Origin of the sequence: Streptomyces sp. NRRL F-5126 (genome assembly GCF_000721265.1) — a bacterium.
Classification (GTDB): domain Bacteria; phylum Actinomycetota; class Actinomycetes; order Streptomycetales; family Streptomycetaceae; genus Streptomyces.
Map to the genome: position 1 here is coordinate 457,526 of NZ_JOFZ01000012.1, position 14,875 is coordinate 472,400.

Sequence of the window (14,875 nt, forward strand, 5' to 3'; positions counted from 1 at the left end):
GCCCATGGCCTACGCCCCGGAGGGCGGCGCGCCGGGCGGGCGTTCGGCAGCGGCCGCGATCCGCACGGCTCCGCCCGGGTGACCGCCTCATCCGGCGACCACTCCCCTGTGCCTGCGGGCCGCGCGCGGGTCGGGGTCGGGGACCGCGGCCAGCAGTTCCCTGGTGTAGGCGTGCCGTGGCGCACGGAACACCTCCGCCGCGTCCCCCACCTCCACCAGCCGCCCGGCCCGCATCACGGCGACCCGGTCGGCGACCTGGCGCACCACCGCGAGGTTGTGCGACACGAACACGTAGGTCAGGCCGTGCTCGCGCTGGAGGCGGGCGAGCAGGTCGAGCACGGAGGCCTGGACGGACACGTCGAGCGCGCTCGTCGGCTCGTCGAGCACCACGAGGCGCGGCGAGAGTGCCAGAGCGCGCGCGATGGAGATGCGCTGGCGCTGCCCGCCGGAGAACTCGTGCGGGTAGCGGTCCTGGATCCCGGCGTCGAGACCCACGGAGTCGAGCAGGGCACCCACGCGCTCGCGGAGCCTGGCGCGCGCGCCGCCGCGCCGTCCGCGCATCGCCGGGTCGTGGGTGACGAGCGGTTCCGCGACGATGTCGGCGACCCGCAGCCGAGGGTTCATGCTGGAGTACGGGTCCTGGAGGACGACCTGCATCTCACGTCGTGTGCGCCGTAGTTCGGCCGGCGGGAGGGTCGCGAGGTCACGTCCGTCGTACGACACGGTGCCCGCCGTCGGCTCGGTGAGGCGCAGCAGCAGCCGGGTCAGTGTGGTCTTGCCGCACCCCGACTCGCCCACGAGCGCGAGGGTCTCGCCCTCGCGCACGGCCAGCGACACGTCGCACACCGCCGCCACCCTGGGTCCGCGCCGGCCGCCGCCGAACTCCTTGTGCAGGCCTTTGAGTTCCAGCAGGGGAACACCGCCCGTGCCGCCGCTCTTACCGCCGCTCATGCCGTGCGCTCCAATCGCGGTGTGGCCGCGAGCAGCCGCCGTGTGTAGGGGTCCTCGGGCCGCTCGAACACGTCGAGTACGTCTCCGCTCTCGACGATCTCGCCCTGGTTCATCACGGCGACCCGGTCCGCCGTCTGCGCGACGACGCCCAGGTCGTGCGTGATCAGGACGACCGCCATGCCGTGCCGTGTCTGCAGGGCGACGAGCAGGTCGAGTATCTGCCGCTGCACGGTGACGTCGAGCGCGGTCGTCGGCTCGTCGGCGATCAGCACGCGCGGCCGGCCGACGAGCGCGGCGGCGATCATCACGCGCTGCCGCAGCCCGCCCGACAGCTCGTGCGGGTACTGGCGGTAGCGGCGTTCCGCGTCGGGGATGCCGACCTCGTCGAGCGCGGCGACGGCGGCGTCCCGCGCCTCGGCGCGTGAGGCGCCGCCGTGGTGTCTGAGCACCTCGGCGACCTGCGTGCCCACGCGTTGCAGCGGGTCGAGGCTCGTCATCGGGTCCTGGAAGACCATGGACACCGCGCTGCCCCTGACGCGCCCGAGCCGCTTGTCCGTACAGGAGAGCAGGTCGTCGCCCTCGAAGAGGATCCGGCCGCCCGTGTAGACGCAGGGCGGCTCAGGGTTGAGCCGCAGCACGGACAGGGCGCTCGCGGTCTTGCCGCTGCCCGACTCCCCCACCACGGCGAGCGTCTCGCCGGCTGCGACCTGCCAGCTGACGCCGCGCACCGCGTGCACGGCTCCGCCGTCGAGCCGGAAGTCGACGCTCAGGTCCTCGACGGACAGGACGGGTTCGCCGCGCGGCGCGGACTTCGGCGCCTGCGCGTGTGCCGGTTTCGGGGCCGGTTTCGGTGCCGGGTCCTGTCCCGGTTTCTGTGTGGGTGTCATCGGCGGTACGCCTTCGGGTCCGCGACGTCCCGCAGGGCGTCTCCAGTGATGTTGACGGCGAGCGAGGTGAGCATCAGGGCCACGCCGGGGAAGACCGCGACCCACCAGGAGGTGCCCAGGTAGAGCTGGCCGTCGGCGAGCATGGAGCCCCAGGTGACGGTCTCCTTCGGCACGCCGAGGCCGAGGTAGCTGAGGGACGCCTCGGCGACGATGGCGGCCGCGACGTGCAGGGTGCCGATCGTGGCGAGCGGCGCCATGACGTTGGGCAGCAGGTGGCGGCGCATGATGCCGGCGTCGGTCACACCGATCGCGCGCGCCTCGGTGACGAAGTCGCGCGTGCGCAGCGACAACACCTCGGAGCGTACGACGCGTGCGTACGACACCCAGCCGGTGAAGCCGAGCACGAGGATCACGTACCACAGGCCCGAGCCGAGGAAGCCGACGATGGCGAGCGCCAGCAGGATGGCGGGGAAGGCGAGTTGGACGTCGGCCAGGCGCATCAGCACCTTGTCGAGCCAGCCGCCGAGGTATCCGGACGCGAGCCCGACCGCGGTGCCGATCACACCGGCGAGCAGCGCCGCGCTCGCACCCACGAGCAGCGACACGCGCGAGCCGTAGATGACCCGCGAGAGCATGTCGCGGCCGAGCTGGTCGGTGCCGAGGAGGTGTGCGCTGCTGCCGCCGTGCTCCCAGGCGGGGGGACGCAGCCGCGTGAGGAGGTCCTGCGCATTGGGGTCGTCCGGGGCGATGAGCGGCGCGAACACGGCCGCGATCAGCATGAGCGCGAGTACGGCGAGCGCGGCGACGGCGAGCTTGTTGTGCAGCAGGGCGCGTACGGCGACGGCCCTCGTGCTGCGCGATCCGGCCCGCCGCCGCGGTGGTGCGGTGGTGGCCGATGCGGAGGTGGCGGTCAACGGGACGTCCTCACTCTCGGGTCGAGGAGGCTGTAGGAGAGGTCGACGAGCAGGTTCACCACGACGAACACCGCGGCGAAGAACATGACGGTGGCCTGCACGAGCGGGAAGTCGCGGTTGGAGATGGCCTCGATGGTCAGCTGTCCCACGCCCGGCCAGGAGAAGACCTGTTCGGTGAGGATGGCGCCGCCGAGCAGGCTGCCCACTTCAAGGCCGACCACGGTGATCACGGGGAGGGACGCGTTGCGCAGCGCGTGCACGAAGACGATCTTCAGCGGGCCGAACCCCTTGGCCCGTGCGGTGCGTATGTGGTCGGAGGAGAGCACGTCGATCAGCGACGATCGCAGCAGTCTGGCGACGACGGCGACGGAGTAGACGGCGAGTGTGACGGACGGCAGCACCAGGTTGGCGAACGTGCCGTAGCCGGAGGCCGGCAGCGCGTGCAGTCCGACGGCGAAGACGAGGATGAGCAGGATGCCGACCCAGAACGGCGGTGTGGACTGGCCGAGCAGGACGCCCGTCATCACACCGCGGTCCGCTGCCCGGCCGCGGCGCATCGCCGCGATGATGCCCGCGGGCACGGCGACGCCGAGGGTCACCACGATGGCTCCGGCGGCGAGTTCGAGGGTGGCGGGCAGCCGGTCGGCCAGCACGCGGCTGACGGGCTCGTTGTAGAAGAGGGAGTTGCCGAAGTCGAAGCGCGGCAGGCCCCACAGGTAGTCCAGGTACTGCGTGATCAGGGGCCGGTCGAGCCCCAGGCTCGCGCGGAGCGTGGCCTCCTGGTGTGCGGTGGCGTCGGGCGGCAGCAGCAGCTTGACGGGGTCGCCGGAGAGCCGTACGAGGAAGAACGACACGGTGGCGGTGCACAGCAGCACCAGCAGCGCGGTGCCGACGCGGGTGAGCACCATGCGCACGAGGTGGCCGCCGCCGCCGCGCCGCGCTGCGGCCCCGGGTCCTGTACCGCCCGGCGCTCCCGCGGAGGGGGCAGGGCCGAGTGTCACGTCCGTCATCGGGACACCTCCGCGCTCGCCATCTTCAGCACGCCCGCGGGGCCCGGTTTCCAGTGCGGGCGCCGGTTGCGGGCGTAGATGTTGTCGATCTGGTAGAGCGGCACGAAGGGCGCCTCGTCCTGGATCAGCCGCTGGAGTCGGGAGAAGGCGCGGCGGCGCTCGCTCGGTGAGACGGCGAGCTCCTCCACGTCGACGAGGTGGTCGGCCTCCTTGTTGTGCCAGCGGCTCTGCCTGCGGTCGCTGCGCACGTTGGACTGGAGCATGGACTCGCCGTCCAGGGTCCACACGGTGCTCGCGGCGAGGTACATGGGGCCGAGGGCTCCGTGGTCGTTCGAGGTCAGCCGGTCCGAGTAGGTGCCCGGGTCGATCAGGTCGACCTTGGCGTGGACACCGGCGCGTGCGAGGAGCCCGGAGACGGCCTCGGCGACGTTGGAGTCGATGTTGGATGCGGTGAGCCGGGTGGTGAAGCCGTGCGGGTAGCCCGCCTCGGACAGCAGCCTGCGTGCGGTGGCCACGGAGCGGGTGAAGGGCTTGACGTCCGGGTCGAAGCCGAAGGCGCCGCGCGGGATCATCGCGGGCACCTCGGTGGCCTTGCCGCCGAGCACGGCCTTGATGAGCAGCGGCACGTCCACGGCGTGGTTGAGCGCCTGGCGCACGCGCTTGTCGTGCAGCGGACCCTTGTCGAGTGTGTTGAGGGAGAGGTAGGAGGTGCGGATGCCGGTGTAGCTGTCGAGAAAGACACCGGTGTATCCGTCCAGTTGCTGCGCAGCGTCAGGAGTGAGGCCGGTGACGAGGTCGACGCCGCCGCTCTGCAGGGCGGCGAGCGAGGACGACGCGTTGGGCGCCGGGCTGAAGACGAGTTCGTCGACGTCCGGGCGGCCTGCCCAGTGGTGCGCGTATGCCTTCATGCGCAGCTGATGGTCGCGCTGCCACTCGGCGAACGTGAACGGGCCTGTTCCGACGGGGTGTTGTGCGAAGCCGTGGTCGCCGACGCGGGCGAGGTAGCGGGGTGGCACGACGACGCCGCCGAAGAGGGAGACCTTCTCGGGAATGATCGGGTCGTGCAGTGAGGTGTGCAGGTCGACGGTGTGCTTGTCGACGACGGACACGCCCTTGACGTAGCGCAGTTCGACGATGGGCGACTTGGTGGCGGGGTCGAGCAGCCGCTCGATGGAGAACTTGACCGCGTCGGCGTCGCACGGCTCGCCGTTGTGGAAGGTGACCCCGGGCCTGAGCGTGAAGCGCCAGGTGAGCGGGGAGACGACCTTCCAGGTCAGGGCGAGCCGCGGGTGCAGCCGGCCGTCGGCGCCGCGGGTGGTGAGGGTGTCGAACATGTTGATCAGGGCGTTCATCGACGTCATGTCGCCCTGCTTCTGCGGGTCCATCGTCTCCGGGTCGCCGGTCTGGGACACCCGCAGGACGTTGCCGACACGGCTCGCGGGGTCGGCGCCGCAGCCGGTGAGCAGGGCGGGCGCGGCGAGCGCCGGCGCGAGGAGGGCCCCGAGGCGCAGCACGTCGCGACGGGGCGGCCCGTCGCGGCGCGCACGTCCCGGCCGTATTCGTTCCATTGAACAGCACATCCGTTCCGTCAGATGGAATGCGGTTGGGTTAAGCTAAGCGACATGGGGAAACCGGTCAACACCCGCCGCAGCGAGCAGGAGCCCGTCAAGGGCCCGGTCGACAAGGCGATGGAGGTGCTCGAAGCGCTGGTCGAGGGGGGTGGCGGCCCGCACCGCCTCGGCGAGATCGCCCGCCGCACGGGCCTGACGAAACCGACCGTCCACCGCCACCTGCGCACCATGGCCGACTACGGCTTCGCCCAGGTGGCCGAGGGCGGCAGCTACCGACCCGGCCCCCGGCTCCTCGGGCTCGCCGCCGCCGCGCTCGACGCGGGCCCCGGGCTCGGCCTCGCCCGTCCCGTGCTGGCGGATCTGCGGCAGCGCACCGGGCTCCTCGCGTACTACGCGGTGCGCGACGCGGACGATGCCGTCTTCCTGGCCCTGTCCGAGCCCTCGCGGGAGTACCGGATGAGCGCGCGCCCGGGCGGCCGCGCGCCGCTGTACTGCAGCGCGGCCGGGCTCGCGATGCTGTCGGCGCTGCCGCCCGCCGAGGTCGGCGACGTGCTGGACGGCGCGGGCCCGCTGCCCGCGCGCACGCCGCACACGCTGACGGATCCGGCGGCGCTGCGGGCCGAGTTGGCCGACTGCGGGCGGCGCGGGTACGCGGTGGACGACGAGTTCGAGGAGCAGGACGCACGCGCGGTGGCCGCGCCGGTGGTCGGCGCGGACGGCCGCGCGGTGGGCGCGATCGCGGTGCGCGGGCTGACGTTCGCTCTGGACGCGGCGGGCGTCGAGCTGTTCGGCCCGATGGTGCGGGCGGCGGCGAAAGCGGTCTCGTCAGGTATGGCCGGGGTGCCGAGGCTCGGTCTTGTGGCGGACGGGGGCGTCGCGTGAACGAGCTGCGGGCGATCCTGGAGCGGGGCAGGGCCGAACGGGTCTACTCGGCCGCGGCCTGGTCGGTGGGCACGGCGGACGAGGTGCTGGACCGCGGGTGGCTCGGCACCCGCGCCTGGGACGAGGGCGCGCCCGAGGCAGACGGCGGCGCGCTGTGGGACCTGGCATCGGTGACGAAGCCGATCGTGGGACTCGCGGTTATGGCGCTCGTGGACCGGGGCCGGCTCGCCCTGGCCGACACGGTCGCCGCGCATCTGCCCCGGTACGCCGCGACCGACAAGGCGCGCCTCACGGTCGGTCAACTGCTCACCCACACCTCGGGATTGCCGGGTCAGGTACCGATGTACCGCGATCACCCCACCCGCGAGTCGCTGCTGGCCGCACTCGGCACGCTCACGCTCACCGGCCCGCCCGGCACCCGGGTGGCCTACTCCTCCCAGGGGTTCATGCTGCTGGGGCTGATCGCCGAGGCGGCATCGGGACAGTCGCTGGACGCGCTGGTCGCCGAAGCGGTGACCGGCCCCCTGTCCATGGCGGGCACCGGATTCGCGCCGGACGCGGTGGGACGGGCGCGCGCGGTGGCGACGGAGCACTGCCCGTGGCGCGGCAGGACCGTCGTCGGCGAGGTGCACGACGAGAACGCGGCCGTGCTGGGCGGCGTGTGCGGGCACGCGGGCCTGTTCGCGCCGCTCGGGGACATGGAGCGGCTCGGCATCTCGCTCGCGGGCGGCGCGCGCGAGATGCTGCGCCCCGGCACGTACGCACGGATGACGGCGCCGCACACGGACGGCCTCGGCCTGCGCAGGTGCCTCGCGTGGCAGGGGCTCGACGCGGTGGGCTCGCCGGTCGGCACGGCCTTCGGGCCCGCCTCGTACGGGCACACGGGCTTCACGGGCACGAGTGTCTGGGTCGACCCGGACACCGGCCTCTACGCCGTCCTGCTGACGAACCGGGTGCACCCGACACGGCAGGGCGACTCCATCGGCGCGGTGCGCCGCGCGTTCCACGACGCGGCGCACGCGGCGTACGCGGGACAGGCGCACGCGCGGTAGGCGCACGCGGCAGGCGCACGCGCGTTACCGGGGAGCGCGGGGCCACGCCCGGCGGTGGGGCCGGTTGGCGCAGCACACAACCCGCTCGTGCGAAATCGGCGCGGATCACACGGCTGCGCGCACAGGGCGGGAAGTAGTCGACGCAACCGGGCGCGGGTGCGACGCGGAGCGGTTCGTCCTCCGCGCGCGACCGTGCCGAACCCCTGTCCTCGAAGGGCTCTGAGTTGTACTACAGACAGATCTCGACGCGGCGCGCCCGGCTGGCCGGTGCCTGCGCCCTCGCCCTGGCCACCACCGCCGCACTCGCCGCGTCGAACGCGCACGCGGCCGCCCCCGCCGCACCGGGGCCCCAGGGACTGTCCGCGGCGTCCGCCGGGTCGCTGGCGGCCCGGTTCGGCGACACCTCCCAGGGCTCGTTCTACGACTCCGCCCACCGGCGGCTCGTCGTCAACGTCCTGGACGAGTCGGCCGCCGACACCGTGCGAGCCGGCGGGGCGACGCCGCGGCTGGTGTCCAACTCGCTCGCTGCCCTCAGGTCCGCCACCGCGACACTCAAGGCGAAGGCGAACATCGTCGGCACTGCGTGGGTCATCGACCCGAGGGCGGACAAGGTCGTGGTGACGGCGGACCGCACGGTGGACGACGACAGGCTGGCGCGGCTGAACAAGATCGTGGGCGACCTGGGCAGCCGGGCGGTGCTCGAAAGGACCCCGGGCAAGCTGTCCTTGTCCATCGCGGGTGGCGACGCCATCTGGGGTGACACCGCCCGCTGCTCCCTGGGCTTCAACGTGGTCAAGGACGGCGAGCCCTACTTCCTGACGGCCGGTCACTGCGGAAAGGCCGTCAAGACCTGGTCGTCCACGCAGGACGGGGCGAAGATCGCGCAGACCGAGACCGTGAGCTTCCCGACGAACGACTATTCGATGGCGAAGTACACGGACACCGCGGCCCACCCCAGCGAGGTGGACCTCTACAACGGCACGTCCCAGCCGATCACCGAGGCCGGGACCCCGCTGGTGGGCCAGTCCGTCGAGCGCAGCGGGTCCACGACGAAGACCCACACCGGCAAGGTGACGGGCCTCGACGCCACCGTCAACTACCAGGAGGGCACGGTGAGCGGCCTCATCAAGACCGACGTGTGCGCCGAGCCGGGCGACAGCGGCGGCCCCCTGTTCGACTCGTCCACGGCGCTGGGTCTGACGTCCGGCGGAAGCGGCGACTGCACGTCCGGGGGCGAGACGTACTTCCAGCCGGTCCCGGAGGCGTTGACGGCCCTGGGGGCGTCGATCGGCTGACGGGAGCGACACCGCAGTCTGGGGATTGAACTCTGCAACATGCAGAGTTACGTGAGCTTTTGCCCCATTTGCTCCCTATGCCGTGTGTGTGTTGCGATGGATCTGCAAGCAAAGAGCCGATCGAAAGGGGATGGTGGGGATGGCTTCCGTCGAACCCGTGACCCGCGACCTCACTGAGCTTCAGGACACGGAACTCGAAGCGGCGCTCAACCCGCTCGAGGCGGCCGGCACCTTCCGTGACACCCGTGAGTGCGCGGCACTCGCCCTGGCCGCCGGCGGTGGACAGGTCCTGCTGTCGCCCCCGACCCCGCGGCCGAAGAAGGGCTGACGGGATTCCATGACGGAGCAGTCAGGCACCTCGACCCGTCTGACGGGCGCGGTGCAGGACCTCGCGTTCGAGGTGGTCTCCGCCCTCCGGGGCGGGGACCACGTCGGCGGTGTGTGCGGGGGCGCCGGCATCGGCACGGACGACGGCCCCGGCCTCGCCGCCGTACGGGTACTCGGCTGTGACGTGCTGCTGCCGAGCACCATGCTCGGCCGCCCCGCCGACGCGGCCGATCTCGCGCTCTTCCAGCGGGCCGTCTCGGTCTTCCCCCCGGCGCAGGACGCCCCCGCCGTCTCGGCGTGGAGCCACTGGGCCATGACGCGTACCCTGCTGCGGCTCGCCGGCACCACCGACGCGGTCGGCACGTACACCCGGCCGGGCTCTCCCCCGGCCGCGGGCCCGGCACCGGGCGACGGGGCGGAGGCGGCCGCCGAGCCCGGCACCGGCTGGCTGGACGACGCGCCCTGGCAGACGCTGACCCACCAGCTCGCCGTGCTCGCCGCCCTCGCCGTACCGGGCGCCGACTGCGGCGTCGCGCGCGTCGCGGAACGCAGGCCGGTGGACGTCGCGCGGGGCTTCGTGCGCGCCGTACGCCGCCGCGACTGGCTGCAGGCCGCGGGCGCGGGGAGGTGGCTGTCCGCCACCGGAGGCGCACCGGACACCCTGGGCCTCGACGCGGGCCTCGCCTTCGTCGCGCAGATGGGCGCGCCGGACGCGCGCGTCGCGCTGCACGTCCACGTCGCGCAGGAGCTGCGGGCGGGGACCGCCGCGTGACCTCCCCCGGGGCGGTCAGAGCCGTCGGCGAGGCCGCACTCGGCTGGATCCGCGACCATCGCGCGGACTTCCGGCTCGGCGCGGACGCGCTCGACACGGCCGGGGACGTCAACCGCACGTGGAAACCGCTCGGTGAACTCGCGCAGGTCAGCCTCTCCGTGCGCCGGGCGACCAGCGCCGGGGACCCCCTGCACGACACCGCGGACGACCTGCTGCGCTACGCATGGGCGCTGACCGGTGAGGGCGCCTGCTTCCACGACGTCCTGCGCCTCGAACCCTTCGCCACGTACGCCCTGGAGGTCTACGCCGCCTTCGCGGCCGCGGGCCTGCGGCACGCCGCGTTCGAGGAGCTCGCGGCGACGATGGCGGGCACGCGCGGCTGGCGGCTGACGGAGCAGCAGCCGAACCGCCGCCTGGGCGTGCTGAACTCGGAGCGCCGGGTCGGCCTGCCCCAGCACCGCTCCCCCGAGCAGGCGCTGCGCGCCACCTGGCTCGGCGGACTGCCCGAGCCGTGGACGTTCGAGACGGCCTCCGGTTACACGCTCACCCACGTGGTCTTCCACCTCACCGACTGGGGCGGCGACGCCTCGCGCGTCCCCGGCGACATCGCCTCGTACCTCGGCCTGTGGCTGCCCGCCTGGCTCGACTCCTGCGCGGAGGACGACCAGTGGGACCTGCTCGCCGAACTCCTCGCCGTGGCTGCCGCGTTGCCCGAGCCCCCGGCACCGGCGCTGCTGCACGGCGCCTGGTCGGCGCTTGCCGCGGCGCAGGACCACGGCGGCGGCCTGCCCGAGACCGGTCCCGGCCGCCACGGGCGCGCAGGGCGGCGCGGCTTCGCCGACTGCTACCACTCGACCCTGATGGCCGCCTTCGCCGCCGCGCTCGCGCTGGGCGGGCACGACCCCCGTCGAGACAGTGAGGGAGCCCCGGCATGACCACCACCACGGCGGCCGCCACGGCCGCCACCTCCCTGCTCCACTCGGTGGGCGCGCAGGCCGCGGAGTGGCTGTACGCGCACCGCGACGGCTTCCGCCTGGAACCCGGCGTCGACCCGGAGACGGGATTCCTCGAACGGTTCAAGCCCATCGGCGAGGTCGCCATGATCGGCTCGGTCCTCTTCCGCGAGGGCGTCGCGGGCTCGCGCCAGGCGGACCTCGTCAGGCGGCTGCTCGACCACGTGTGGCACGAGACGCTGGACAGCGGCCACCTGCTCGTACGGGGGCAGCGCATCGAGCCCATCTCGCCGATCCCGTTCGAGGTGTACCTGCCGTTTCGCGAGCTGGGGTACGCGGACCCCGAGGTCGAGCGTGCGGTGCTGATGAACCAGCGGTGGCGCGGCTGGGCCGCCTTCGAGGCCAAGCCCGTACGGCGGCTCGGCCTCGCCCTGTTCCGGCGGCGGTTCGAGGCCGCCGCGGCGCCCGACGGCGCGGGCCGCACGGAGCGGGCGGACGAGGCGGACGCCGACTTCCGCGCCGCCCTGCGCGAGACGTGGCTGGCGCGCCGCCCGGAACCGTGGACCGTCGAGGGACACATCGGCTACGACATCACGCACACCGTCTTCCACCTCACGGACTGGGGCAGGAACCCGCGGGGGCTGCCGGATGACCTGGCACGCTACCTCGCGCTGTGGCTGCCCGCCTGGCTGGACGACTGGCTCGACCTGGAGCGCTGGGACCTGCTCGGGGAACTGCTCGTCGTCGACGCGTGCCTGCCCGAGCCGACGCTCGACGCACGCGCCTGGGAGGCCTTCGCCGCGGCGCAGCGGCGCGACGGGGCCATGCCGGCCGTGCGCACCATGCCGGAGGGCAGCCCCGACGAGGTCTTCGACATCGTGTACCACCCGACGCTCGTCGCCGCCTTCGCCTCCACCCTCGCCACCTCGCGCGCCATGGCGCGCCTGACCGGCGACCCGGCATGACGGACACGGCGGGCCGGACGCGGACGCTCCTCGACACGGCCGGCGACCCGGCCCCGGCGCTGGACGAAGCGGTCCTCGCGATGGACGCGCCCGACGCGGTCGTCGCGTACTCCCGTGCCGGCGTGCGCACCGTACGCCACGGCGGTACGGCGCCGCCCCCGCCCGAGCCGCGGGAGGCCCTGCGCTATGAGGCGGGGTCGGCGTCCAAGCCGTACACGGGGCTGCTGCTTGAGCGGCTGGCTCGGGACGGCGCCGTGGACCCCGGCACGCCGGCCGCCGCGCTCCTCGCCCCTGGACGCCCCGTCGGCCGCGACCCCATCACGCTGACGCACCTGATCACCCACACCTCCGGGCTCCCGCCGCTGCCCTCCGACCTGTACCCGGGGGCGGTGCGGCACTGGCTGACCAACCCCTACGCGCACTACGGCGCCGACCGCGTGAGCGCCGCCTTCCTGCGGGCCCGCCCGCGCCACCGTCCCGGCACCCGGTGGCGCTACTCGAACTTCGGCGTCGCCGTCCTCGGCCAGGCGCTCGTGGCCGCCACCGGGAAGCCGTGGGCGCAGCTGGTGACCGGCGGCGTGCTCGCGCCCCTCGGCCTCACCGGGACCGCACTGTCCCCCGCGGGCCCCGGCATCGACGCCACCGGCCACGGCGCGGACGGTACGAAACCCACACCGCCGCTGCTCATCGGCGGCTTCGAGGCGGCGGGCGCGGTCCGCGCCACCCCCGGCGACCTGCTGTCGTTCCTGGAGGCCCACCTGCGCCCGGCCGGGCCGCTGCGCGAGGCCCTGCTCGCGGTGCGCCGCCCGCTCCTGCGCCGCGGGCGCGGCCACCTGCACGTCCACACCCTCACGTGGTTCCGCCACGAGACGGACCGCGGCCCCCTCTACTTCCACGCGGGGGCCACCAGCGGCCAGCAGACCTTCCTCGGGTTCGCCCCCGGCACGGGCACCGCGCTGGCCGCGACCTGCACGCGCCGCTGCCGCCTGCGCGACACCTTCGTGGCGACGGCGTACGGCCTGCTCGGGGGGTGAAAGGGCGGCACGACGGGCCCGCTATCCTGGAACCCTTGCGGTGCTCTTCCCAGAGCCCCGCGCGGCGGTGGGGCCCGCCGTACCCGAACCGCGGCAGCCCGCCGCCAACGGTCCCTACTCGTGAAAGACCGCCTCCGCGCACGCGGATGTGCCACCACGCGTAGGGAGAACCATGCCGTCTCAGCGGACCGGCCTGCCGGCGTCGGCAGAATCCGTCGACCCCGATGCCGGCCTCTCGCCCACGCCGCGCCGCCGCGAACCGCGCCTGCCGCAGTACACCGTCCTCGGCGTGATCGCCGTCGGCGGAGCGCTCGGCGCCGTCGCCCGCTACGGCGCGTCCCGGCTCTGGCCGGCGGGCACAGACGGCTTCCCCTGGGTGACGCTGGCCGTCAACGTGGTGGGATGCCTGGTGATCGGGGTCTTCCTCGTCGTGGTGAGCGAGGTGATCACCGCGCACCGCCTGCTGCGGCCGTTCTTCGCGACCGGCGTGCTGGGCGGCTTCACCACGTTCTCCACGTACTGCGTGGACATCGTGCGGCTGGTCGAGCACGGGCGTGCCGGGCCCGCGCTGGCCTATCTGGCGGCGACGCTGGTCGCCGCGATGGCGGCGGTGAGCGCCGGCGCGTGGTCCACCCGCCGTGTCGTCGCGAAGTGGGGCGAGCGGTGAGCGACATCCTCCTCGTCGCCCTGGGCGGCGCCGTGGGCGCGCCGTTGCGCTACCTGACCGACCGGGCCGTGCAGTCGCGGCACGACACGGTCTTCCCGTGGGGCACGTTCACCGTCAATGTCGTCGGCTCGCTGATCCTCGGCATCCTGACGGGCGCGGCCCTGGCGGGGGCGGCGGGCCACACTTTGCAGGTGCTGCTCGGCACCGGGCTGTGCGGCGCGCTGACGACCTATTCGACGTTCTCGTACGAGACCCTGCGCCTCGCCGAGACCGGGGCCCGGTTCTTCGCGGTGGCGAACGTCGCCGCGTCGGTGGTGGCGGGTCTCGGCGCGGCCTTCGCCGGTTTCGCCGTGGCGCAGAGCCTGTTCGGATGAACCGCGCCGACCTGTCGTCGCCCGCTTGCCCGGCCGGCCTACTTGTCGAGGGGTGAGGGGCCGAAGGACACGTCGATGTCCTGGAAGCCCTTCAGTTTCTGGATGGCGGCGTAGCGGGTGTACGCGAGCCTGTCGCCGTGCGTGAGCAGGACGCGGTCGGTGAACGGGGTGAGCAGGCTGCGCGGCCACAGCCGGAACGCCCGCACGGTGCTGATCTCGGCTCCCAGCACGAAGACCAGGGCGCCGAGGAAGATCCAGGCGAAGAGGCCGAGGACGATGCCGAAAAGACCGTAGGTGGCCGTGGTGCCGCGCAGGATGTGGTTGACGTAGTAGGTGCCGCCCCACTGCACCGTCTGCCAGATACAGGCCGCGACCAGCGCCCCGCCCGCCACGTGCTGCACGTGCTGCGCCCGGTGGGTGAGGACGTGGTACGCCGCCATCAGTATGGCGGTGGTGAGGACGATCGCGGCGGCGTTCAGCCCGAGCGTGGAGCCCGTCCCGATGCGGGTGCCGAAGACCCGGGGGACCGAGGCGAGCGCGGACAGGGCCGAGGTGAGGACGAGGCCGGCGACGGGCACGACGAGGAAGAGCAGCCCGCGCACCCGGGACTTCAGTGGGTTGAGGCGTTCGCACCGCGGCACGGCCCAGATGTTGTTCAGCGCGTTCTGAGCCGCCGTCATGACGCCGGAGACGCCGTAGAGGCTGCCCGCGATGCCGCCGAAGAGGGCGAACCCGTTGCTGCGGAAGGAGTGGATGTTGTCGCCGATCTGGTCGCCGACCACCGGGAACTGGCTGAGCGCCGAGTGCAGCACCTCGTGCTGCAAGTGCGGATCGTTGTGCAGCAGGCCGCTCAGGGCCGTCACGAGCAGGAGCAGGAGGGGGAAGAGCGCGAGGAAGCCGTAGTACGTGAGGAGCGCGGCGAGGTAGGGCCCCTGGTCGTCGAAGAACTTGTAGACGACGGCCAGCGGCAGGCCGAGCCACCGGTGCCTGCGCTGAAAGGCGTCGACGCGCTGCACGGCTGTCATGTGTTCCCTTTCGCCTCCACTCGCCGGTCCACTCTGCATGAAGAGGCTGCCCATACCGGCCTGAGTCGGCACCCGCCCGCGGCGAGGGGACTGCGCGGTCCGCCAGGTGGCCCAAGCCGGCGGGCCGCCGCACGCGCGGAGAGCGCATGTCCTGTAGGCAGTGCGAAGACCAGCGTCGCGCCCAACGCGCCTGCCA

Annotated in this window: 16 protein-coding genes; 10 read left to right on the forward strand and 6 right to left on the reverse strand. The window is 73.3% G+C overall.

All coding sequences use genetic code 11. The features are described from left to right. Nucleotides 1-87 precede the first annotated feature (87 nt). Genes IH48_RS0126855 through IH48_RS0126875 form a run of 5 tightly spaced genes read right to left on the reverse strand, consistent with a single transcriptional unit; the run spans nt 88 to nt 5,330 of the window. Nucleotides 88-951: an ATP-binding cassette domain-containing protein gene (locus IH48_RS0126855; protein WP_051840623.1), complete on the reverse strand. Its 864-nt coding sequence runs from the start codon at nt 949-951 to the stop codon at nt 88-90. Continuing rightward, a complete protein-coding gene (locus tag IH48_RS0126860) occupies nt 948-1,838 on the reverse strand; it encodes an ATP-binding cassette domain-containing protein (protein WP_051840625.1) in 891 nt (296 codons plus the stop codon). Before IH48_RS0126860 ends, IH48_RS0126855 begins: the two co-directional genes overlap by 4 nt. Continuing rightward, entirely contained in the window at nt 1,835-2,752 is a 918-nt protein-coding gene (locus IH48_RS0126865) for an ABC transporter permease (protein WP_030909922.1), read from the reverse strand. The genes IH48_RS0126860 and IH48_RS0126865 overlap by 4 nt, the downstream gene beginning before the upstream one ends. Continuing rightward, entirely contained in the window at nt 2,749-3,762 is a 1,014-nt protein-coding gene (locus IH48_RS0126870) for an ABC transporter permease (RefSeq protein ID WP_030909924.1), read from the reverse strand. Before IH48_RS0126870 ends, IH48_RS0126865 begins: the two co-directional genes overlap by 4 nt. Beyond that, on the reverse strand, nt 3,759-5,330 hold the full coding sequence (locus IH48_RS0126875) for an ABC transporter substrate-binding protein (RefSeq protein WP_030909927.1): 1,572 nt from the start codon (nt 5,328-5,330) through the stop codon (nt 3,759-3,761). The genes IH48_RS0126870 and IH48_RS0126875 overlap by 4 nt, the downstream gene beginning before the upstream one ends. A gap of 54 nt (nt 5,331-5,384) precedes the next feature. Here IH48_RS0126875 and IH48_RS0126880 point away from each other — a divergent pair, with 54 nt between their 5' ends. From IH48_RS0126880 to crcB (IH48_RS0126925), 10 genes are all read left to right on the forward strand, one after another. Then, entirely contained in the window at nt 5,385-6,215 is an 831-nt protein-coding gene (locus tag IH48_RS0126880; RefSeq protein WP_030909930.1) for an IclR family transcriptional regulator, read from the forward strand. After that, nucleotides 6,212-7,267, forward strand: coding sequence for a serine hydrolase domain-containing protein (locus IH48_RS0126885; RefSeq protein ID WP_030909933.1), 1,056 nt, complete (start codon nt 6,212-6,214; stop codon nt 7,265-7,267). Before IH48_RS0126880 ends, IH48_RS0126885 begins: the two co-directional genes overlap by 4 nt. A gap of 224 nt (nt 7,268-7,491) precedes the next feature. After that, the gene (locus tag IH48_RS0126890) at nt 7,492-8,562 is read left to right on the forward strand and encodes a S1 family peptidase (RefSeq protein WP_030909936.1); all 1,071 of its coding nucleotides are present in this window, start codon (nt 7,492-7,494) and stop codon (nt 8,560-8,562) included. A 139-nt stretch (nt 8,563-8,701) separates the two neighbouring features. Then, nucleotides 8,702-8,890 (forward strand): hypothetical protein, encoded by a 189-nt coding sequence (locus tag IH48_RS0126895; RefSeq protein WP_030909939.1) that lies wholly within the window; start codon nt 8,702-8,704, stop codon nt 8,888-8,890. Between the two features lie 9 nt (nt 8,891-8,899). Next, a complete protein-coding gene (locus IH48_RS0126900) occupies nt 8,900-9,661 on the forward strand; it encodes a hypothetical protein (RefSeq protein WP_030909943.1) in 762 nt (253 codons plus the stop codon). Then, nucleotides 9,658-10,596 (forward strand): DUF6895 family protein, encoded by a 939-nt coding sequence (locus tag IH48_RS0126905; protein WP_051840629.1) that lies wholly within the window; start codon nt 9,658-9,660, stop codon nt 10,594-10,596. The genes IH48_RS0126900 and IH48_RS0126905 overlap by 4 nt, the downstream gene beginning before the upstream one ends. Beyond that, complete coding sequence (locus IH48_RS0126910; RefSeq protein WP_030909956.1) at nt 10,593-11,579, forward strand: DUF6895 family protein; 987 nt, start codon at nt 10,593-10,595, stop codon at nt 11,577-11,579. Before IH48_RS0126905 ends, IH48_RS0126910 begins: the two co-directional genes overlap by 4 nt. Beyond that, nucleotides 11,576-12,613: a serine hydrolase domain-containing protein gene (locus tag IH48_RS0126915; RefSeq protein WP_078850057.1), complete on the forward strand. Its 1,038-nt coding sequence runs from the start codon at nt 11,576-11,578 to the stop codon at nt 12,611-12,613. Before IH48_RS0126910 ends, IH48_RS0126915 begins: the two co-directional genes overlap by 4 nt. A 172-nt stretch (nt 12,614-12,785) precedes the next feature. Next, the gene (gene crcB / locus IH48_RS0126920; protein ID WP_051840630.1) at nt 12,786-13,280 is read left to right on the forward strand and encodes a fluoride efflux transporter CrcB; all 495 of its coding nucleotides are present in this window, start codon (nt 12,786-12,788) and stop codon (nt 13,278-13,280) included. Next, nucleotides 13,277-13,654, forward strand: a complete 378-nt coding sequence (gene crcB / locus IH48_RS0126925) for a fluoride efflux transporter CrcB (RefSeq protein ID WP_030909965.1) — start codon at nt 13,277-13,279, stop codon at nt 13,652-13,654. The genes crcB (IH48_RS0126920) and crcB (IH48_RS0126925) overlap by 4 nt, the downstream gene beginning before the upstream one ends. A 38-nt stretch (nt 13,655-13,692) precedes the next feature. Here the strand turns inward: crcB (IH48_RS0126925) and IH48_RS0126930 are convergent, their stop codons facing one another. After that, nucleotides 13,693-14,679: a YihY/virulence factor BrkB family protein gene (locus IH48_RS0126930; protein ID WP_030909969.1), complete on the reverse strand. Its 987-nt coding sequence runs from the start codon at nt 14,677-14,679 to the stop codon at nt 13,693-13,695. Nucleotides 14,680-14,875: the final 196 nt, after the last annotated feature.

Bases quoted from the DNA above. Each gene is read 5' to 3' on its own strand.
- IH48_RS0126855 (WP_051840623.1), bottom strand. From the start codon at position 951: ATGAGCGGCGGTAAGAGCGGCGGCACGGGCGGTGTTCCCCTGCTGGAA.
- IH48_RS0126900 (WP_030909943.1), top strand. From the start codon at position 8,900: ATGACGGAGCAGTCAGGCACCTCGACCCGTCTGACGGGCGCGGTGCAG.
- IH48_RS0126870 (WP_030909924.1), bottom strand. From the start codon at position 3,762: ATGACGGACGTGACACTCGGCCCTGCCCCCTCCGCGGGAGCGCCGGGC.
- IH48_RS0126875 (WP_030909927.1), bottom strand. From the start codon at position 5,330: ATGGAACGAATACGGCCGGGACGTGCGCGCCGCGACGGGCCGCCCCGT.
- IH48_RS0126860 (WP_051840625.1), bottom strand. From the start codon at position 1,838: ATGACACCCACACAGAAACCGGGACAGGACCCGGCACCGAAACCGGCC.
- crcB (WP_051840630.1), top strand. From the start codon at position 12,786: ATGCCGTCTCAGCGGACCGGCCTGCCGGCGTCGGCAGAATCCGTCGAC.
- IH48_RS0126915 (WP_078850057.1), top strand. From the start codon at position 11,576: ATGACGGACACGGCGGGCCGGACGCGGACGCTCCTCGACACGGCCGGC.
- IH48_RS0126880 (WP_030909930.1), top strand. From the start codon at position 5,385: ATGGGGAAACCGGTCAACACCCGCCGCAGCGAGCAGGAGCCCGTCAAG.
- IH48_RS0126910 (WP_030909956.1), top strand. From the start codon at position 10,593: ATGACCACCACCACGGCGGCCGCCACGGCCGCCACCTCCCTGCTCCAC.
- IH48_RS0126930 (WP_030909969.1), bottom strand. From the start codon at position 14,679: ATGACAGCCGTGCAGCGCGTCGACGCCTTTCAGCGCAGGCACCGGTGG.
- IH48_RS0126895 (WP_030909939.1), top strand. From the start codon at position 8,702: ATGGCTTCCGTCGAACCCGTGACCCGCGACCTCACTGAGCTTCAGGAC.